A 17,793-nucleotide genomic window follows, 5' to 3' on the forward strand; every position below is an offset into this window, starting at 1 on the left:
AGCGCCTCGTGGTAGCGGTCTGGATGGTTCGTAAGTTGGAAGAGTCGGCCCAAGAGCTTGCCGGTCGCCGTGCAGTCGGTTGCGGCCTGACAGGCGGTCTTGATCTGGTCGGAGGATCTGGGGTTCGCCGAGTGCCAGCAAATCCAGGCCGCTGATGATGGCGTCGCGGGAAGGGATTGACGCTGGACGGTGTTCACGTGGGTCTCAGGCGCGTGGTGCCGGGTCGAACCACGCGATTTAGTCGCGCATTCTGCCGATACAAAACGGCATAATGGCAGCAATTTTTCACGGAACCGCTTCACTGGACTGGAATCTCAGATTGAAGGCTGGCTCCGAAGGATTTTTAGCGGGATTCACACTCATGACATGTCTCACCTCGCGCCTGTTTTCGGCGGGGCTCGCCGCCATTCTGCTGCTGCCTCGTCCTGATCCGGCGCTGGCGCTCGCCGATCCGGCACCGCCCGCATCAATGCCTGTAGCGATGGCCGATGCCGCCGCCAGCGATGTAGCGGCTGTCACAGGTCTCGACGCCGATCAGGTCTACGCGATTCTGGTCGCCGAGATCGCCGGTCGGCGGGGTGATATGGCCACCGCCTTCGTCAACTATCTCCAGGCCGCCCGGCTCACCCGCTCACCGCTGATGGCCGAGCTGGCGCTGCGCGCTGCGGTGAGCAGCAATGACGATCAGGCCGCCGCAGAGGGTGTGAATTTCTGGCTGGAACTCGCGCCCGACGCGCCGTCAGCCCATCAGGTGGCGGCCTTTCTGCGCATCAAGGCGGAGGATCGGGAGGGGGCGCTGACGCATCTGGCGCGTCTGGTGGAACTCTCGGCGGGCGCGGCGGAATCGGTCTATGCACAGTCTGCTGCCATCGTCGCGCGGGTGCCGAACCCGGATCAGCGGGTGGCGCTCATGCAGGCTCTGATCAGTCGCTTTCCCGAGAGCGCCGATGCGCAGCAGTCGCTGGCGCTGGTGGCGGCGAGCGCCGCGCGGCTGGAAATCGCCGAGCGGGCGGCGAGGCGTGCGCTGGAGCTGCGCCCGGACTGGAATCAGCCGCGTCTCTTTCTGGTGAAGCTGCTGCTGTCAGAAAACAAACGGGCTGAGGCGCGGGCGTTGCTCGAAGCGTTCGTCAGTCAGAGTCCGGGCGATCAGAGTCTGCATATGCTCTACGGTCAGTTTCTGGTCGATGAACAGGAGTTCACTACCGCACGCGAGGTCTTCGGGCGACTGCTGTTGAATCATCCAAATGACCCGGATGCACTCTTCGCGGTTGGCCTCCTGTCGCTTCAGCTCAATGACCTGGATGGTGCGCGGACGGCTTTCACACGGCTCTATGACAGCGGTGAGCGTCGGGGCGATGCGGCCTTCTATCTCGCTCAGACAGCGGAGCGCGCGGAGAATGTCCAGGATGCGATCGACTGGTACGGCAAGGTCGATGGCGCCAATGCAGCCGATGCCCAGATCCGTCTCGCGCTGCTGCGCGCCAGGTCCGGTGAGATCGCACAGGCGCGCGAGATCATCCAGAGGCTGCGCGACGATGTGCCCGACAATGCCATTGCGCTCTATCTGGTGGAGGCCGAGATCCTCGATGAGGTCGGGCGGGCGGACGAGTCGATGGCGGTCTACGATGCGGCGCTGGCGGCCTATCCGGATGATCTGAATCTGCTCTATGCGCGTGCGCTTCACGCGGTCAAACGCGATCAGATCCAACTCGCCGAACGTGATTTCCGGCGCATCCTCAAGGCCGAGCCGGAACATGCCGATGCCTTGAACGCCCTCGGTTATACGCTGGCTGATCGGACCAACCGTTATCATGAGGCGCGCGGTTATATCGAGAAGGCTTACGCGCTCAAGCCGGACGAGCCAGCGATCCTCGACAGCATGGGTTGGGTCTATTACCGGTTGGGAGATTATGAGAAGGCGCACGATTATCTGCGGCGCGCCCTGGATAAACTGGACGATGGCGAAATCGCCGCCCATCTGGGTGAAGTCCTGTGGGCGATGGAGCGGCGGACGGAAGCCTGGTCGGTCTGGGATGCGGCGATGAAGGCGCACCCCGAGAATGACTATCTCCAGGCGGTGATCGGGCGCTATCGGCTCTCGAAGACCGATGTCGATCCCAATGCAGCCGGTCAGCAGGCAAAACCGAAGGATGGCGTGAAATGACGAGTGAACCGAGCATGATGGATGCAGGGCTGGCCTGGCCGGCGCCGGCCAAGCTCAATCTGACGCTGCGTGTCGTCGGTCGCCGTGCCGATGGCTACCATCTGTTGCAGACGGTCTTTCAGTTCATTGATCGCTGTGACCGTCTCTGGTTCGACCTGCGCGAGGATGGCCGGATCCGGCGTCTCAACGCGGTCGCCGGGGTCGCCGAGGACGAGGATCTGACGGTGCGTGCGGCCCGTGCGCTTCAGCAGGCGACCGGCTGCACGCTCGGCGCCGACATCCGCTGCGAAAAAAGACTGCCGATGGGCGGCGGGCTGGGCGGTGGCAGCTCCGATGCCGCGACCACCCTGGTGGCGCTGAATCAACTCTGGGGGACCGGGCTCGATGAAGACGCGCTGTCCGCGATTGCGCTGCCGCTCGGCGCCGATGTCCCGGTCTTTGTGCGTGGTCGCGCCGCCTGGGGCGAGGGCGTGGGCGAGCGGCTGACGCCGGTCGAGCTGCCGCAGCCCTGGTATCTGGTGCTGACACCGCCCTGTGCGGTGCCGACCCGGGCGGTTTTTACGCATCCGCAATTGACACGGGATTCCGAACTCATCACACTAGCCGACTTTCTGGGCGGGGATGTCCGCAATGACTGTCTCCCCGTGGTGCGTCGTGACTATCCTGAGGTTGCCGCCGCGCTCGATTGTCTCTCCGCATGGGGAGGCGGTCGTTTGACCGGGACCGGGGCCTGTGTCTTTGCGGTCTTCGCTGACCGCGACAGTGCACTGGCGGCCTGTCGGCAGATTCCTGCGCAGATGCGCGGATTCGTTGCGCAGGGGCTGAACCGCTCGCCTGTGCTTGATCGTCTCGATCAGGCTGTTGCGACGGGTTAAAGACCCCGACATCGTCATGACGCCATGACGCATCCAGAATTAAGATCAGCACCCACTCTTTAATGGGGCGTAGCCAAGCGGTAAGGCACCGGGTTTTGATCCCGGCATCCCCAGGTTCGAATCCTGGCGCCCCAGCCAACTTCTATGATGACCTCGCGACCGACCCCGTGATCGCGCAGACAGGAAAACGCCCGTGCCTGCCAGCCAATTGATGGTCTTTTCCGGCAATGCCAACCCGGATCTCTCAACGGAAATCGCCGGCCACCTGAATGTTCCGCTCGGCAAGGCCGTTGTCGGTCAGTTCAGCGATGGCGAAGTCATGGCCGAGATCCAGGAGAACGTGCGTGGCCGCGATGTCTTCGTGGTCCAGCCCACTGGCGCGCCCACCAACGACAACCTGATGGAACTCCTGGTGATGATCGATGCCCTGCGCTGGGCCTCGGCCAAGCGGATCACTGCCGTCGTCCCCTATTACGGCTATGCCCGACAGGATCGCCGTCCGCGCTCGGCGCGGGTGCCCATCACGGCCCGGCTGGTTGCGAAGATGATCGGGCAGTCGGGGGCTGATCGCATGCTGACCGTCGATCTGCATGCCGACCAGATCCAGGGCTTCTTTGACATCCCGGTCGATAACGTCTATGCCTCGCCGATCCTGCTGGGGGATGTCTGGCGACGCAAGTATGACGATCTGATGGTGGTCTCGCCCGATGTGGGCGGCGTGGTGCGTGCCCGGGCGCTGGCCAAGCTGCTCGACGATGCGGATCTCGCCATCATCGACAAGCGCCGTCCCCGGGCCAACGAAGCCAAGGTGATGAACATCATCGGCGATGTGCGCGGGCGTTCCTGCGTCCTCGTTGATGACCTGGTCGATACCGCCGGTACGCTCTGCCGCGCCGCCGAGGCGCTGAAAGAGCATGGCGCGCGGATGGTGGTCGCCTATTGCACCCATCCGGTGCTGTCCGGGCCGGCGGTCGCTAACATCGCCGCCTCGCAACTCGACGAACTGGTCGTCACCAACACCATTCCTCTGCGTCCGGAGGCGAAGGCCTGCGGCAAGATCCGTCAGTTGAGCATCGGCGAGCTCCTGGCCGAAACCATGCGGCGCATCTCGAACGAAGAGTCGGTCAGCTCGCTGTTCGTGGAGTAGGTGTCATCGCTTAAATCGGCGCGCCTGTGCGCGTCACTGTGCGGGCGTCGGGATCCTGGTCGCGGGATTTCGGCGCTTTTCGTTTCATTAGACTGGAGAACGACATGAGTGTGAATTTCGACGTGATTGCGCAGCCGCGCGCGACGACAGGAAAGGGTGCGAGCCGCCGCCTGCGTCGCACGGGTCTGGTGCCGGCTATCGTGTATGGCGCCCATCGTGAACCTGAAATGCTGACCGTCTCTCACAATGAGCTGCTCAAGCATCTGGAGCACGAAGCCTTCTATTCGCATGTGCTCAATCTCAAGATTGGCGACGAGACCACGACCGTCGTTCTGAAGGACATGCAGCGGCATCCGGCCAAGCCCTTCGTGCTGCATGTCGATTTCATGCGGGTCTCGCAGGATGAGAAGCTGCGGATGGTGGTGCCCCTGCACTTCGTCAATGAGACGACCTGCAAAGGCGTGAAGCTTGGCGGTCAGCTCTCGCATCACATTACTGAAATCGAGATCACCTGTCTGCCGAAGGATCTGCCTGAGTTCATCGCGGTCGAAATGGCGGCCATGGAGATTGGCGACAGTATTCATCTGTCCGAGATTCAACTGCCGGCTGGCGTTGAGTTCGCTCATGCCCCCGACGCCGACCTGCCCATCGTCACCGTCCATGCGGCGCGCGGCGGCAGCGACGAGGCGGAAGAGGGCGCAACGGCCTAACTCGCCAGTTTGGAGCGTGAGGCTGCGCGGGCATCTGGTGCAGCACCTTAAGAAATCCCGAGCCCTTCGTTGTCGTTGTCGTTGGCTTGCGAATCTTCGATTACGACAACGACAACGATAATGATCAGACGGTCTCGGAACATCTGCACGGCTGCACCAGTCTGCTCCCATTCCGCCATGATGGGTCTTTTACGATGAGCGATGCCGGTATCCGCCTGGTCGTCGGCTTGGGAAACCCGGGGGCGCAATACGAAGCGACCCGTCACAATGTCGGTTTCTGGTTCGTCGATGCCATCGCCAGTGCCTGCCGCGAATCCTTTCGCGCCGAGCCGAAGTTTCACGGCGAACTCTGCCGCGTCTCCTTGGCCGGGGCCGATCTGCGCCTGCTCAAGCCTTCCACTTACATGAATCGTAGCGGCCAGTCCGTGGCGGCTGTGATGCGCTATTTCGCCATTTCCCCTGAACAGATTCTGGTTGCGCATGACGAACTGGATCTGCCGGTCGGTACCCTGCGTCTGAAGCAGGGTGGCGGGCATGCCGGCCACAATGGTCTGCGTGACACCATTGCCATGCTGGGGACGCGCGATTTCTGGCGTCTGCGGATCGGCATCGACCATCCGGGTGATCGCACCCAGGTCACGGGTTACGTGCTGGGCCGCCCCTCACGTGAGGAGGACACGCAGATCCGCGACCTTCTGACCGACGCCGAATCCGTTCTGCCTGATCTCGTCGCGGCGAAGTTTCAAGTGGCGATGAATCGTTTGCATCGCCAGCGATAGAGAGTCCTGTCAGTCCCGCCGCAGGACTTGATCGCTGGCCCGGGATTGCCGGCAGGTCAGAATCGACGCGCCCTTATGCCGCAATCGCCTGCGCTTCATGCGACAGACAGTTCTTGGGACAGACGCGCGAGCAGGCCTGACAGCCGATGCAGTCGAGCAGATCCTTGAGATTCATGACCATGCCGGGCGCTTCGTCGAAATCGTCATCGCCGCTTTCCATGTCGTCGAGATCGAGATCGTCACGATCAATCAACTCGAAAACATCGCGCGGACAGACCTTGTAACAGCGCCCGCAGCCGATGCAGACGTTCTGGTTGAGCGCGACGACAAAGGCGGGCGTCCATTCGACGCCGCCCCGGGTGATGCCGGTGATGACGGACATGATTCGGTCTCCGAAAATTTGAGTGGTGAGTGGTGAGTGGTGAGTGGTCAGGGCGTTTTCCAGGAAAATCTCTGCCTGCCTGAAATGTCGTCAATGGACAGGATTAACAGGATTGAAAACAAATAGTTGAAAATCCTGTTAATCCTGCCTGTTCGAGGCGAATATCAGGCATGGATTTTTCAGGAAATCACCCAAGTGCAGCCTGCGCTTCCCTGAGCCGGGCGCTGGCCTCGGCCCAGGCCACACAGGCGTCATAGGTCGCCTGGGCGATACCGGGGATTTCTTCATAGGCGGCGGGCAGGCGATCTTCGACCAGATCGTGCAGTTCGCTGGCCCTTTCGCTCGCGATCCGCTTGGCCTTGCTGACCGCCTTTTCGAGTGTCTTGAGTTCGTCGTCGGTCATTGGCTCAGAGTCCCGCCACTTTGGAATGGGTGCCGATGAGTTCCAGGGCGACGGAGAGGATCTTGTCGGCCTCGTCCTTCATCTTGGACAGACTCGGAAAGCCGAAACGATGGACATCGCGCAGGGTGCGGTCCATGACCACCAGCTTGCCGACGGTGATGATCGCCCGGCCAAAGCCTTCGTGGGTCAAGTTGACCAGAGGCACGGCCATCAGCCCGCATTCGGCCTCGATCATGGCGGAAATGGCGTTATAGAAGACCTTGACCCGCGCGATGACGAGTTCGTCCGGGTCGCCGATGATGGGGATCTCGCGCTTCTTCTCCTTGGTCAGAACGAAAGGCTCCAGGATCTCGGTCGTGGAGAGCGAGTCGTAGGCGCCATAGGGATCGATGGCGCGCATCTGGCGCACCATTTCGATCACGAAATCGCTTTTTAGCAAGCCTTCGTTTTCAATGATCGGTTCGAGTGTTTCAGACATGGTCATGACCTCTTTAAAAATAGACAGGATTAACAGGATTGACAGGATTAAAACTTCGAAAAACAAGCGTTTAAAAATCCTGTTAAACCGCGCCCAGTGCGGTATGTGACCGTTGGGGATTGAGTCGGCTTTGGCAGAATCGACGACCGTTCGCGCGGGCGCGGTTTAAGATATTAAAAATATAAATTTTAAACCGCGTCTCCACTGAGATCGACGACATCGCCAAAGCTAAACACAAAATGAAAATGACGCATGTCGCACTGGACGCGGTTTAATCCTGTCGAAAAGACTTGATCAGCTCATTCGTCCCATCCTTCGGCTTCCATCGCATCGAAACGGCTTGCGCGTCCGGCCTGTCGATTCTCAATGGCGCGGGCGAGCCAGGCGTTCGGGCCTTCGCGCAGTTCGGTTTGCAGTGCGCGAATCGTTTGAGTGATGGATGTGTCCGCTGCGACTTTGATGGGCTGAATCCACCGCGCACGCAGCTGGTTGACCGCTGAGGCACCGATAGCCTGGCAGTAAACGGCGACACAACCCTCCAGCGCATCGATCTTGGCCGTCAGCTTGCTCTCGTTGCCGTCCATGTCGAGCGGCCCGAACTGGACGACCTCGATCAGACTGGCCGTATTCCGGTCAATGGCATAGATGGCGAAGGATTCCGCCGCGCCAAAATGCTGGTCGATCACTTTGCGATCAGAGGTGGCAAAGGCCACGTTGACGGCGGTGTCCATCTGTTTTGTCTCGCTGCAACAGTTCAGGATTCTCAGGCGTCGTTCCACGGTCATAAGTGATTACTCGTCCTGATGATGGGTTTCGCTGCGCTCTACCCATCCTACGCCGCGTGTTTGATATCCCCGGTGCGCTCGTTGGCCGGCCACTGTTTGAGCGGCGACCGATAGGGATGGATCTCGCCCTTTTCCTGGGTCAGGATAAGGTTAGCCAGATCGAACAGGGTCGCTCGCGTCCCCTGGTAGCCGATCCAGGTGCGCTGATAGCCGCCGACCAGATCGTATTGCGGAAAGCCGGCGCGCAGCAGCGGAATGCCGAGTCGCTGGCTGGTCTGGGCGCCGTGCGAGTTGGTGATGAGCACCTCGGCGCCCCTGGCACGGGCGGCGAGTTCCAGGTCTTCCAGATCGCCGATCTTGACCTCTTCGCAGACGGCCTGCGCCAGCACGGGCGCGTTGATCGGGCTGACAGCAGCAACGGTTTCGGCACCGAGTCCGGCCAGCATTTGCGTCAGACCGACCAGCAGATCGGGATCGGCGGCGATGGCAAAACGCGACATTCCCAGCATGAAGTGACAATCCACCATGGCGTCCTGAAGCTGGGCGCGCTGGCGTTCGATCTTGGCCGGTACCGGGACGGCGGCGATGTCGGCCAGGGTTGCGATCAGGCGATCGACCGCATCCAGGCCCATCAAATGATTGAAGCGATGATCGGGCACGCCGGTACGCGACTTGAGCGCATCAGCCGGGGCGTCCATTGAGGCACCGATCACCAGCGTCGCCAGTGCATCGCCGAGCGTCGCCAGTTCGCTGACCAGTGCGCCGCCGATGGTCAGCGGGCTGTAATCGGTCTCGGGCAAATGTCCGTCGAGCGAATCGGAGAGGTCGGGCAGAACCACCGGGCGAAGGCCGAAGAGTTCGATCAGGTCTTTCAGATGCTCCAGATCGCCGGGCGTCAGGAACGAACCGGCCAGCACATTGACCTGCCGACGACGGCGACCAGGCTGCGTGCCCGCCTCTTGGGCAGTCGGTACCAGGGCTTCGATGATGGCGCGGGTCGCTTCGGCGTAACCTGACTCCATGGATCCGGTGAAATCCGGGGTCGAGACGGCGACCACCGGGATGGCGTCGAACTGCGGGCAGGTCTGGCGAAAGGCCCGCACCGCCATTTGGATGTCGGCGCCCTGCGTTTCCGTCAGACCCGTGGTCGGTACGCCGATCAGATCGGGCGCGTTCTTCTCACAGATCGTCTTCAGACCTTCGACCACCATTTCCTGGCTGCCCATGATGGCGCTGACCTGATCGATGGCTGTGGTCTGGAGCGGAATGGGTTCGCGAAAGTGGCGGACGAAGAGGATCTTGCCGAAGGCGCTGCATCCCTGCGAGCCGTGCAGCATGGGAATGGCGCGGTTGAAGCCGAGAAAGGCAAGTGCCGCACCCACGGTCGAACTGGCCTTGAGCGGACTGACCGAGAGGGCCTTTTTGCGCTTGACGATCTCAGGCATGACGGGTCTCCACGGCAATCGGTCTATTGCTTTTGACAGGATTAACAGGATTGACAGGATTTTTTAGCCGCTTGTTTTTAATCCTGTTCATCCTGTTAATCCTGTCTGATGAATGGCTTTCATTTCATTGGGGACAGAAATCGGTCTGACCCAGGGTGCCGGACGGCGCACCGCTTCCCAGATCGGATTCTCGATGGTCAGACAGAGCTGGCGTGCCAGTTCTTCCATGCCGGCATAGCCGGCATAGCCGAATTCGCGCTCCTGATTGATGTCGAGAAAGGGGATTCGCGCCTTGAGTGCCGTGTAGAGATTGCGTCCCCCGGCGATCAGCACATCGACCCCATTGTCGCGAACCATGTCGATCAGGGTGCGCGGGTTGCCCTCGTTCAGCATGATGGCGTCCTCGCCCATGAGTTCGCGGATGCGCGCCTTGTCTTCCTCGGTCGATTTGCGGGTGCCGGTGGCGACCACGGTCATGCCCAGATCCTGAAGCGCCGACACGATGGACCAGGATTTGACCCCGCCGGTATAGAGCAGCACCTTGCGTCCGCGCAGACGCTCGCGCCACGGCTCCAGCGCGGCGTGACTCCTGGCCTCCTCGCGGGCGATCAGCGCCTCGGTGCGCACGGTCAGGTCCGGGTCGTCAATGATCCGGGCGAAGTCGCGCAGCGCCTGGGAGACATCCGCGACCCCATAGAAACTGCCCTCGAACCAGGGCGTGCCGAACGCTTCCTTGAGCTTGCGGGCGACATTGATCATGGCCTTGGAGCAGACCATCATGTTGATCTCCGAGCGGTGCATGGTCTGCACCTCGCGGAAGCGGGCATCGCCCGAGAGGGTGCAGAGTACGCGCAGACCCAGCTCGTCGAAGAGTGGCAGCACGCGCCAGAGTTCACCGGCGATGTTGTACTCGCCGACCAGACAGATGTCGTGGACCTTGAAGCCGTCCCTTTCGATGCCGTCGGGAATAGGATCGGGCTCGCGACCGCCGCAGACATACTTGACCATCGACTCGCCTGCGATGCGGTTGCCGAGGTTCTTGGTGCCATAGAATCCGGCGGCATCGACCGGCACCACCGGTGTGCCCCAGCGCTGCTGCGCTTCTTTGCAGACCGCGCCGATGTCGTCGCCGGTCAGTGCGGGGACGCAGGTGTTGTAGACGAAGACCGCCGCCGGCTGATAGCTGTCGATGGCCTGCTTGATCGAATGGAAGAGCCGCTTTTCGCCGCGCCCCATGATGATGTCCTGCTCGGTCAGATCGGTCGTCATGCCGATCTTATAGAGCGTCGGGCCGGTGGAGCGGGTGCCCCGGTTGTCCCAGGAGTTACCGGCGCAGGCGATGGAGCCGTGGACGATATGAGCGACATCGGCAATCGGCAGCAGCGCGATCTGCGCCCCATCGAAGGCACAACCGCCCGCCGTCGCCCCCGGTTTGGGTTTGGCGCAACCGGATTTGGCCTTTTGATTGTGCGCGCAGGCCGGCTCGTCGAGCAGGGCGGAGATGTCTTTCTGTTTCATGGAAACTCTCGGGGCGGTCGCTATGGGGTTTTTAAGCAGAGGGCATGCCAGTTTATGGTCGTCAGTTGGCAGTCGTCAGATGGCGGTCGGTGGTGTGGCGTAAGCCGTTGTTTTAGTAATTTACTTGCGATGCTGTCGGTTCGATGAGGATGAGTCGAGACCACGTTTGGTTTGGGAGGTTTGTCTGCGTGTGGCAGGGGTTGCCGGGTTGGCTGTCGGATTCGCGACAATCAACCTGAAAAAGCAGTTGAACCGCAAAGGGCGCAAAGAACGCAAAGGCGTTCAGAATCTGATCCTGGCGGAGAAGGGTAGCCGACGGGTGACGCACAACGGAACAGCCACATCCCGTTTGTCTTTGCGTCCCTGGCGCCTTTGCGGCTCAAAATGCTGCGCAGCCTGTCAGCCGCGCGGATGCGGATCGCTGACATAACGCCGTGCATCCGCCAGGATCAGTTTGTTCTTGAACAGGATCTGCCAGCGGTTGCCGCCGATCTGACGCCACAGCATGGCGGCGCGGACACCGGCGAGCAGTAGGGCACGGATGCGGTTCTGGTTGTCCGGATTGCGCAGATGCAGCGATTCGCCCTGAACGAGGATGCGTGGTTCCAGTTTGCTCAAGGTCTCGCTGTAGAGGTCGGCGAAGTGAGCCAGGATGTTGGGGTGCAGCAGGGCGAAGTGTTCGCGCTTGGTCAGCGCGGCATCAATGCCTGCGCCGATGCGCGCCAGCAGGTCGGGGCGCTTGGCGAGGCTGCGCTCCAGCCGCATCAGCAGCACCACATAGCGCGTCAGTTCCAGGTTGCGTTCGGGCTGACCGGTCAGTTGGGCGATGATCTGACGGGCGCCGCTGGCGACCGCGCCCGGTTCGCCGAAGACGGCATCGACAGTCTCCGCATCGACCTGAAAGAGGCTGTGGATGCAGGGTTCCATCTTGTCGGTGTCGGCGCTGCCGTGGCGGGCGATCTGCATCACGCAGTTGGCGGCCTGATAGATGCCGGCAAGGGCGATGACGCGGTCAAGATTGTCGTGGGGCATCGGACTGGGGTCTCTGGATGATTGGCAAGGCGACATTTGAACCCGAAGGCGCGGCGAGCGCAAAGACTCAGGTTGGCCATCCCCGCTCAATGACCGCGCCGCCCAGGCATTCGTCCCCATGATAAAAAACGATGGATTGTCCCGGCGTCACGGCGCGCTGCGGTTCGCTAAAGCGCACCCGGCAGCCGCTCGGGTCGGCGCTCAGGATCTCGCAATCCTGTAAGGGCTGACGATGGCGCAAGCGACACTGGCAGCGGAAAGGTGGTGCGCCGGGCGCCTGTCCGGCGATCCAGTGCGGGGTCAGGGTGTCCAGTCCCGGCGACATCAGCAGCGGATGCTGGCTGTCCTGCACCAGAATCAACGCATTGCGCGCGGTGTCCTTGGCAGCGACATACCAGGGTGATTCACGTCCGCCCGCCACGCCGCCCACGCCCAGACCCTGACGCTGGCCGAGGGTGTAATAGGCCAGCCCCTGATGTTCGCCGAGCCGCACCCCGTCCGGGGTTTCGATAGGGCCGGATTCGCGCGGCAGGTATTGGGCGAGAAAGTCGCGGAAGCGTCGTTCGCCGATGAAGCAGATGCCGGTGCTGTCCTTTTTCGCGGCATTGCTGAGTCCCAATTCGCGAGCGATGGCGCGGACCTGGGGCTTGGTGAGATCGTGTAGCGGAAAGACCGCGCGGGCCAGTTGCGACTGATTGAGCAGATGCAGGAAATAGGTCTGGTCCTTGTCTTCATCGGCGCAGCGGCACAGATGATAGCCCCGGTCGTCGTGTTCGATGCGTGCGTAATGTCCGGTGGCGATGCCATCCGCGCCCAGACCGAGCGCGTGATCGAGAAAGGCAGCGAACTTGATTTCCTTGTTGCACAGCACATCCGGATTGGGTGTGCGCAGCGCCCGGTATTCGCTGAGAAAGGTCTCGAAGACGTGATCCCAATACTCGGTGGCGAAGTTGACGGTATGCAGCCGGATGCCAAGCCGCTCGGCGACCGCTTTGGCATCGGCCAGATCTTCAGCCGCCGCACAGTAGCCGGCGCGGTCGTCCTCCTCCCAGTTCTTCATGAACAGCGCCTCGACCGCATGGCCCTGTTCGAGCAGACGGTGGGCGGCGACGGCTGAATCGACACCGCCGGAGAGGCCGACGATGATGCGTTTGGGCGAGGCAAAGGATGGTTCGGGATTCATGTTTTGAGTCGTCAGTCGTCAGTCGTCAGATTGAGCTTGCCACGATGGAATGGGATCGCATAATTTTTTCTGCCAACTGCCAACTGCCAACTGCCAACTGCCAACTGCCAACTGCCAACTGCCAACTGCCAACTGCCAACTGCCAACTGCCAACTGCCAGGCCTGTTGTAAACCGCGAATTCGTGGAGTAGCGTTACAGCGTTTCGTTCATATATATAAGCATGTGCCCCCATTCGCACCCGCAGCAGGAGACACCGCATGGCCCTCGTGAAAAAATCCCTGACCACGGCTGGTGCAGGCGCAGCCGAAAGCAAGACCTCCGCTGTGGCGGCGCGTGAGGCCGAGGCCCAGCGCAAGCGCGCACGCACCCTGGCCAAGCAGCAGCAGGCGGCCGAACGCATCGCCGCAGCCACCGGCCAGTTGTCCTCCGGGATCAACGAGGCGGCCTCCGCTGCCGAGGAACTCAAGCGCGCCTCCGATCAGATCGCGACCGGCGCCGAGGAGGCGTCCGGTGCGGCGCAGGAGTCGCTGTCGGCCTTCAAAATGGTCGAGGCAGCCATCGTGCGCCAGTTGCACAGCGCGGAGGCCAGCCAGGCCAAGACCGAGGCCACTCAGGCGCTGGTCGTCAGGACGGGCGTCGAGATCTCCGGACTGGTGGCGAATGTCGGGGTCGCGGCGCAACGCCAGACGGCCTCGGTGGAACGGGTGGCCGAGCTGGAAAAGCAGGCGGCCAGCATCGGCGATATCGTCAAGGCCGTGGCGCGCATCGCCGACCAGACCAATCTGCTGGCGCTCAATGCCGCCATTGAGGCGGCGCGCGCCGGCAAACATGGCAAAGGTTTCGCTGTCGTCGCTGACGAGGTGCGTACCCTGGCCGAGACCTCCGAGAAGAGCGCCAAACAGATCCAGGATCTGGTCGGACAGATTCAGGGCGAGGTGAAGGTCATCGCCGAGGGCATCGGCAGTTCGGCCAAAACCGTCGAGGAGGAGGCGGAAAAGGGCAAGACCATCACCGTCCAATTGGAACAGATCCGGCTCGACTCCGCCGAGATCGCCAAAGGCGTGCAGGAAATTGCCAGCGGTGCCCAGCAGTCCAGTACCGCTGCCGCGCAGGCGCTGAAGGGATCGGAAAACATTGCCGCTGCCGCCGAGGAACAGTCCGCCGCCGCTGAAGAGGCCGCCAAGACCGTCGCCGAACAGGCGCAGGCGCTGGCCGAATGCGAACAGGCGGCGCAGGCGCTGTCCGAACTGGCGGAAGATCTCAAGACCTCCACCGATGTTGCCAAGAGTGCGGAAGAGGTTGCATCCGCCGCCGAGCAGTTGTCCTCCGCCGTGTCGGAGATCAATCGCTCCGGCACCCAGATCATGATCGCCATCGACCAGATCCGCAAAGGCGCCGAGGTGCAGTCTGCCGGCACTGAGGAATCGGCCGCCGCCATCACCCAGATCGAGAAGGGGCTGGAACTGGCTCAGGCCCGCGCGGCTGTCGGCGCCGAAAAGGTGGCGGCGATCAAGGCGCTGCTGGGCGTCAACAAGACCACGGTCGAGACGCTGGTGGCGGGGATTTCGGCCGCCGCCGATGCCTCCCGCTCCAGCATCAGACAGATCAAGGATCTGGAGCTGGTGTCACGGCGTATCGACAAGATCGTCGATGCCATTACCACGGTCTCCATTCAGACCAATATGCTGGCGGTCAACGGTTCCATCGAAGCGGCGCGGGCCGGCGAGTTCGGCAAGGGTTTTGTGGTGGTGGCCACCGACATCCGTAACCTTGCCCACGACTCGGCTGAAAATGCTGACAACATCAAAGACCTGGTGAAGGCGGTGCAGGATCAGATCGGCGTGGTGGGGCGTGATCTGGAAGAGATCGTAGCCAGTGCGCTGAGTGAGGTGGAGCGCGCCAAGACCACCACGACCAGTCTGGCCGTCATCGACTCGGATATCCTGGTCGTCGAAACCAGCACCCAGGAGATCCTGACCGCCGCCAATGAAATCGCCGCCGCCATCGCGCAGGTGAAGACCGGGGTCGAGCAGATTTCTGCCGCCGCCCAGGAGGCTGACAAGGCGGCGACCGAGGCCGCCGCCGCCGCCAAACAGCAATCGCAGGGGGCCGAAGAGCTGGCCGCTGCGGTCGAGGAAATCGCTTCGCTTGCCGACGAACTGCAAAGCGCCTGAGCCGGGAGGCGACCATGACCTCAGACATCTCAGCCGAGACGCTGGCGCGACCAGCCACAGGATCGCATCCCGCAGACGGGGATTTCGACGAACAGACCTCCGATATCCGGCAATTCGTCACCTTCCTGGCGGGCGATGAGGTCTTTGCCGTCGATATGCATCCGGTACAGGAGATCATCCGTGTGCCCGATGTGGTCAGGGTGCCGCTGGCCCCGCCCAGCCTGGAAGGGCTGGCCAATCTGCGCGGCAAGGTGCTGCCGATCATTTCGCTGCGTCATCTCTTCGGTTTTGCCGAGCGCGCGCATGACGACACGACCCGCGCCCTGGTGATCGATCTCGGTCAGCCCCTGGGTTTCGTGGTGGATCGGGTTGCCAGCGTGGTCGGCGTCGAGCCGGGCCGGATCGAGCCGGTCGGATCGATCAGCGGCACGGTGGACACCGAGCTGCTGTCCGGTCTCATCAAGGATGTCGATGGCCACGCCATGATCATGGTGCTGGATTTCGCCAAACTGATCGGGCGGGAATTTGCGGAGATCGCCCATACGACCCTCGGCACTGCCGTGACCGCTGGTCTCATGGGTCAGACCGGGGGCGACGATGAGGTCAGCAGCGATGAACTGCAACTGGTGAGTTTCGAGGTCGCCGGTCAGGAATACGCCATCGCCATCGAAAACGTGCAGGAAATCGTGCAGGTTCCCGAACAGATCATTCATGTTCCCGGTTCGGCGGCGCATGTGCTTGGCGTCATGAGTCTGCGCAACCGTTTACTGCCATTGGTGAGCCTGCGCCGGATGTTCGCCCTGCCGTCGCGCGACGCCGACGAACAGAGCCGCATCGTCGTGGTCGCGCTGGGTGCGGCCTCGGTTGGCGTGGTGATGGATCGGGTCAATGAAGTGCTGCGGGTCGCACGGTCTGACGTGGAGCCGATGCCCGGTCTGCTGGCGCGCGAGGGCGATCTGGCCGACATCTCCGACATCTGCCGGCTGGATGGCGGCAAGCGTCTGGTATCGATCATTTCAACCGACAATCTGTTCCGTCATTCGGTGATTCAGGAGGCATTGACGACCGTGGAGACCTTGCATGACGACGAGCGGGCCATCGACGACGAGCGTGAGGATGAGAGTGCGGACGACGACGAGCAGGTCGTGGTCTTCCGTCTCGACAAAGAGGAATTCGGGGTGCCGATCGGGAGCGTGCAGGAAATCGTGCGGGTTCCGGACGAGTTGACCCATGTGCCCAGGGCGCCCGCCTTCGTCGAAGGCGTCATCAATCTGCGCGGCACGGTGCTGCCGGTGATCGATCTGCGTCGTCGCCTCGGCCTGCCCGAAGCGGAGCGTTCGGATCGGCAGCGCGTGATGGTGTTTCTGATCGAGGGTGCGCGTACCGGCTTTATCGTCGATTCGGTGGCGGAAGTGCTCAAGATCCCCAAGACCGCCATCGAACCCGCGCCGCAACTCTCCGGTGAGCAGTCCAAGCTGCTGGCGCGCATGGCGAATCTGGAAAAACAGCGGCGTCTGGTGCAGTTGATCGAGCCGACCCAACTGATTCAGAGCGGCGAGCTGGCGGGTTTGGCGGGTTTGGCGGCATGAGCGAGCCGCGCCCCGGACAGGGGAGACCCAAGGCAGCATGATCAAACTGCTGATCGTCGATGACTCGGCGCTGATGCGTCGTCAGTTGACCAATGTGTTTCAGGCGGAAGGCGACTTTGAGATCCGTCAGGCGCGCAACGGACGGGAGGCAGTGGAGGAAAACCGCGCCTTTCAGCCGGATGTGGTGACGCTCGACATCAATATGCCGGAGATGGACGGCATCACCGCGCTCTCGCTGCTGATGGCAGAACGCCCGGTGCCGGTGGTGATGGTCTCGTCACTGACCGAGCAGGGCGCGCTGGCGACCTTCGAGGCGCTCAATCTCGGCGCGGTGGATTATCTGGCCAAGCCTGGCGGGACCATTTCGCTCTCCATCGACGAGATCAGCGTCGAACTGGTCTCCAAGGTGCGCGCGGCGGCGCGTGCGCGACTCAAGGTCAAGAGCGGCGGACTGGCCCAGCGCCTGCGGGAGGAGCGGGCCAGGCCGGCCCTGCGCGCCCAGGGCGCAGCGCCGGACAGACCGCTTGCCGTGCGGCGTGGCATCGCGGGCGAGGGACTGGTGGTGATCGGCGTCTCGACCGGGGGGCCGCGCACCCTGGAGGATATTCTGCCCCGCTGGCCGGCGGACTTTCCCTGGCCGGTGCTGGTGGCGCAGCACATGCCGGGTTCATTCACCCGTCCCTTCGCCGACCGTATGAACAGCCTGTGCCCGCTCAGGGTGATTGAAGTCGCGCATCCTCAGCCGGTCGAGCCCGGCACCATCTATATCGGCAAGGGTGGGGCGGACATGGTCGTGGGACAGCGTGGCGGCAAACTCACCGTGCTCGCCAAACCGGAGAGTCGCGATTTTCTCTGGCATCCCTCAGTGGAGCTGCTGGGTCGTTCGGTGCTGGAGTACTGCGATCCGGCGCGGGTCGTCGCCATCATGCTGACCGGCATGGGTTATGACGGCGCGGATGCCTTCGCCGAGATCAAAAAACGCGGCGGGCGCACCATCGCCGAATCCGAGCAGTCCGCTGTGGTCTTCGGCATGCCGGCGGAGCTGATTGCACGTGGCGGCGCCAGTCTGGTGCTGCACGCTGACAAGATCGCCGGGCAGGTCAATAGCTGGGCGGGTGTTTAAAGTTG

At 62.3% G+C, this 17,793-nt stretch carries 16 protein-coding genes and 1 tRNA gene; 9 read left to right on the forward strand and 8 right to left on the reverse strand.

Features of this window, described 5'->3' with window-relative positions:
* The first annotated feature begins 361 nt into the window (after positions 1-361).
* From EDC35_RS04975 to pth, 6 genes are all read left to right on the forward strand, one after another.
* The gene (locus EDC35_RS04975) at positions 362-2,164 is read left to right on the forward strand and encodes a tetratricopeptide repeat protein (RefSeq protein ID WP_132976117.1); all 1,803 of its coding nucleotides are present in this window, start codon (positions 362-364) and stop codon (positions 2,162-2,164) included.
* Positions 2,161-3,039 carry a 4-(cytidine 5'-diphospho)-2-C-methyl-D-erythritol kinase gene (gene ispE / locus EDC35_RS04980; protein ID WP_243651439.1) on the forward strand — a complete coding sequence of 293 codons (879 nt, stop codon included), beginning with the start codon at positions 2,161-2,163 and terminating at the stop codon, positions 3,037-3,039. Before EDC35_RS04975 ends, ispE begins: the two co-directional genes overlap by 4 nt.
* A gap of 63 nt (positions 3,040-3,102) precedes the next feature.
* Positions 3,103-3,177 (forward strand) — tRNA-Gln (locus EDC35_RS04985).
* 55 nt (positions 3,178-3,232) lie between these two features.
* Positions 3,233-4,186, forward strand: a complete 954-nt coding sequence (locus tag EDC35_RS04990; protein WP_132976118.1) for a ribose-phosphate diphosphokinase — start codon at positions 3,233-3,235, stop codon at positions 4,184-4,186.
* A gap of 104 nt (positions 4,187-4,290) precedes the next feature.
* On the forward strand, positions 4,291-4,896 hold the full coding sequence (locus EDC35_RS04995; protein ID WP_132976119.1) for a 50S ribosomal protein L25/general stress protein Ctc: 606 nt from the start codon (positions 4,291-4,293) through the stop codon (positions 4,894-4,896).
* A 194-nt stretch (positions 4,897-5,090) separates the two neighbouring features.
* Positions 5,091-5,675 carry an aminoacyl-tRNA hydrolase gene (pth, locus tag EDC35_RS05000; RefSeq protein WP_132976314.1) on the forward strand — a complete coding sequence of 195 codons (585 nt, stop codon included), beginning with the start codon at positions 5,091-5,093 and terminating at the stop codon, positions 5,673-5,675.
* 73 nt (positions 5,676-5,748) lie between these two features.
* On the opposite strand, the gene fdxB is transcribed toward pth, so the two are convergent.
* The 8 genes from fdxB to mnmA all read right to left on the reverse strand — a co-directional run bounded on the left by fdxB (position 5,749) and on the right by mnmA (position 12,901).
* The gene (gene fdxB, locus EDC35_RS05005; RefSeq protein ID WP_132976120.1) at positions 5,749-6,057 is read right to left on the reverse strand and encodes a ferredoxin III, nif-specific; all 309 of its coding nucleotides are present in this window, start codon (positions 6,055-6,057) and stop codon (positions 5,749-5,751) included.
* A gap of 187 nt (positions 6,058-6,244) precedes the next feature.
* Complete coding sequence (locus EDC35_RS05010; protein ID WP_132976121.1) at positions 6,245-6,460, reverse strand: CCE_0567 family metalloprotein; 216 nt, start codon at positions 6,458-6,460, stop codon at positions 6,245-6,247.
* Between the two features lie 4 nt (positions 6,461-6,464).
* The gene (locus tag EDC35_RS05015; RefSeq protein ID WP_132976122.1) at positions 6,465-6,938 is read right to left on the reverse strand and encodes a NifX-associated nitrogen fixation protein; all 474 of its coding nucleotides are present in this window, start codon (positions 6,936-6,938) and stop codon (positions 6,465-6,467) included.
* A 299-nt stretch (positions 6,939-7,237) separates the two neighbouring features.
* Positions 7,238-7,669, reverse strand: coding sequence for a NifB/NifX family molybdenum-iron cluster-binding protein (locus EDC35_RS05020; protein ID WP_243651442.1), 432 nt, complete (start codon positions 7,667-7,669; stop codon positions 7,238-7,240).
* Between the two features lie 101 nt (positions 7,670-7,770).
* Entirely contained in the window at positions 7,771-9,168 is a 1,398-nt protein-coding gene (gene nifN / locus EDC35_RS05025) for a nitrogenase iron-molybdenum cofactor biosynthesis protein NifN (RefSeq protein WP_132976124.1), read from the reverse strand.
* Between the two features lie 87 nt (positions 9,169-9,255).
* A complete protein-coding gene (gene nifE / locus EDC35_RS05030) occupies positions 9,256-10,686 on the reverse strand; it encodes a nitrogenase iron-molybdenum cofactor biosynthesis protein NifE (protein ID WP_132976125.1) in 1,431 nt (476 codons plus the stop codon).
* A 399-nt stretch (positions 10,687-11,085) separates the two neighbouring features.
* The gene (hflD, locus tag EDC35_RS05035; protein ID WP_132976126.1) at positions 11,086-11,718 is read right to left on the reverse strand and encodes a high frequency lysogenization protein HflD; all 633 of its coding nucleotides are present in this window, start codon (positions 11,716-11,718) and stop codon (positions 11,086-11,088) included.
* Positions 11,719-11,785: 67 nt separating this feature from the next.
* Positions 11,786-12,901 carry a tRNA 2-thiouridine(34) synthase MnmA gene (gene mnmA / locus EDC35_RS05040; protein WP_132976127.1) on the reverse strand — a complete coding sequence of 372 codons (1,116 nt, stop codon included), beginning with the start codon at positions 12,899-12,901 and terminating at the stop codon, positions 11,786-11,788.
* Between the two features lie 258 nt (positions 12,902-13,159).
* On the opposite strand from mnmA, the gene EDC35_RS05045 reads away from it, so the two are divergent.
* Genes EDC35_RS05045 through cheB form a run of 3 tightly spaced genes read left to right on the forward strand, consistent with a single transcriptional unit; the run spans position 13,160 to position 17,788 of the window.
* The gene (locus tag EDC35_RS05045; protein WP_132976128.1) at positions 13,160-15,076 is read left to right on the forward strand and encodes a methyl-accepting chemotaxis protein; all 1,917 of its coding nucleotides are present in this window, start codon (positions 13,160-13,162) and stop codon (positions 15,074-15,076) included.
* Positions 15,077-15,090: 14 nt separating this feature from the next.
* Positions 15,091-16,665: a chemotaxis protein CheW gene (locus EDC35_RS05050; RefSeq protein ID WP_132976129.1), complete on the forward strand. Its 1,575-nt coding sequence runs from the start codon at positions 15,091-15,093 to the stop codon at positions 16,663-16,665.
* A 37-nt stretch (positions 16,666-16,702) separates the two neighbouring features.
* Positions 16,703-17,788, forward strand: coding sequence for a chemotaxis-specific protein-glutamate methyltransferase CheB (gene cheB / locus EDC35_RS05055; RefSeq protein ID WP_132976130.1), 1,086 nt, complete (start codon positions 16,703-16,705; stop codon positions 17,786-17,788).
* Positions 17,789-17,793: the final 5 nt, after the last annotated feature.

This window comes from Thiobaca trueperi (assembly GCF_004342175.1).
Classification (GTDB): domain Bacteria; phylum Pseudomonadota; class Gammaproteobacteria; order Chromatiales; family Chromatiaceae; genus Thiobaca; species Thiobaca trueperi.

Coding starts and splice junctions, on each gene's coding strand:
- EDC35_RS04975 (WP_132976117.1), top strand. CDS start 362: ATGACATGTCTCACCTCGCGCCTGTTTTCGGCGGGGCTCGCCGCCATT.
- ispE (WP_243651439.1), top strand. CDS start 2,161: ATGACGAGTGAACCGAGCATGATGGATGCAGGGCTGGCCTGGCCGGCG.
- EDC35_RS04995 (WP_132976119.1), top strand. CDS start 4,291: ATGAGTGTGAATTTCGACGTGATTGCGCAGCCGCGCGCGACGACAGGA.
- pth (WP_132976314.1), top strand. CDS start 5,091: ATGAGCGATGCCGGTATCCGCCTGGTCGTCGGCTTGGGAAACCCGGGG.
- fdxB (WP_132976120.1), bottom strand. CDS start 6,057: ATGTCCGTCATCACCGGCATCACCCGGGGCGGCGTCGAATGGACGCCC.
- EDC35_RS05010 (WP_132976121.1), bottom strand. CDS start 6,460: ATGACCGACGACGAACTCAAGACACTCGAAAAGGCGGTCAGCAAGGCC.
- EDC35_RS05015 (WP_132976122.1), bottom strand. CDS start 6,938: ATGTCTGAAACACTCGAACCGATCATTGAAAACGAAGGCTTGCTAAAA.
- EDC35_RS05020 (WP_243651442.1), bottom strand. CDS start 7,669: ATGGACACCGCCGTCAACGTGGCCTTTGCCACCTCTGATCGCAAAGTG.
- nifN (WP_132976124.1), bottom strand. CDS start 9,168: ATGCCTGAGATCGTCAAGCGCAAAAAGGCCCTCTCGGTCAGTCCGCTC.
- nifE (WP_132976125.1), bottom strand. CDS start 10,686: ATGAAACAGAAAGACATCTCCGCCCTGCTCGACGAGCCGGCCTGCGCG.
- hflD (WP_132976126.1), bottom strand. CDS start 11,718: ATGCCCCACGACAATCTTGACCGCGTCATCGCCCTTGCCGGCATCTAT.
- mnmA (WP_132976127.1), bottom strand. CDS start 12,901: ATGAATCCCGAACCATCCTTTGCCTCGCCCAAACGCATCATCGTCGGC.
- EDC35_RS05045 (WP_132976128.1), top strand. CDS start 13,160: ATGGCCCTCGTGAAAAAATCCCTGACCACGGCTGGTGCAGGCGCAGCC.
- EDC35_RS05050 (WP_132976129.1), top strand. CDS start 15,091: ATGACCTCAGACATCTCAGCCGAGACGCTGGCGCGACCAGCCACAGGA.
- cheB (WP_132976130.1), top strand. CDS start 16,703: ATGATCAAACTGCTGATCGTCGATGACTCGGCGCTGATGCGTCGTCAG.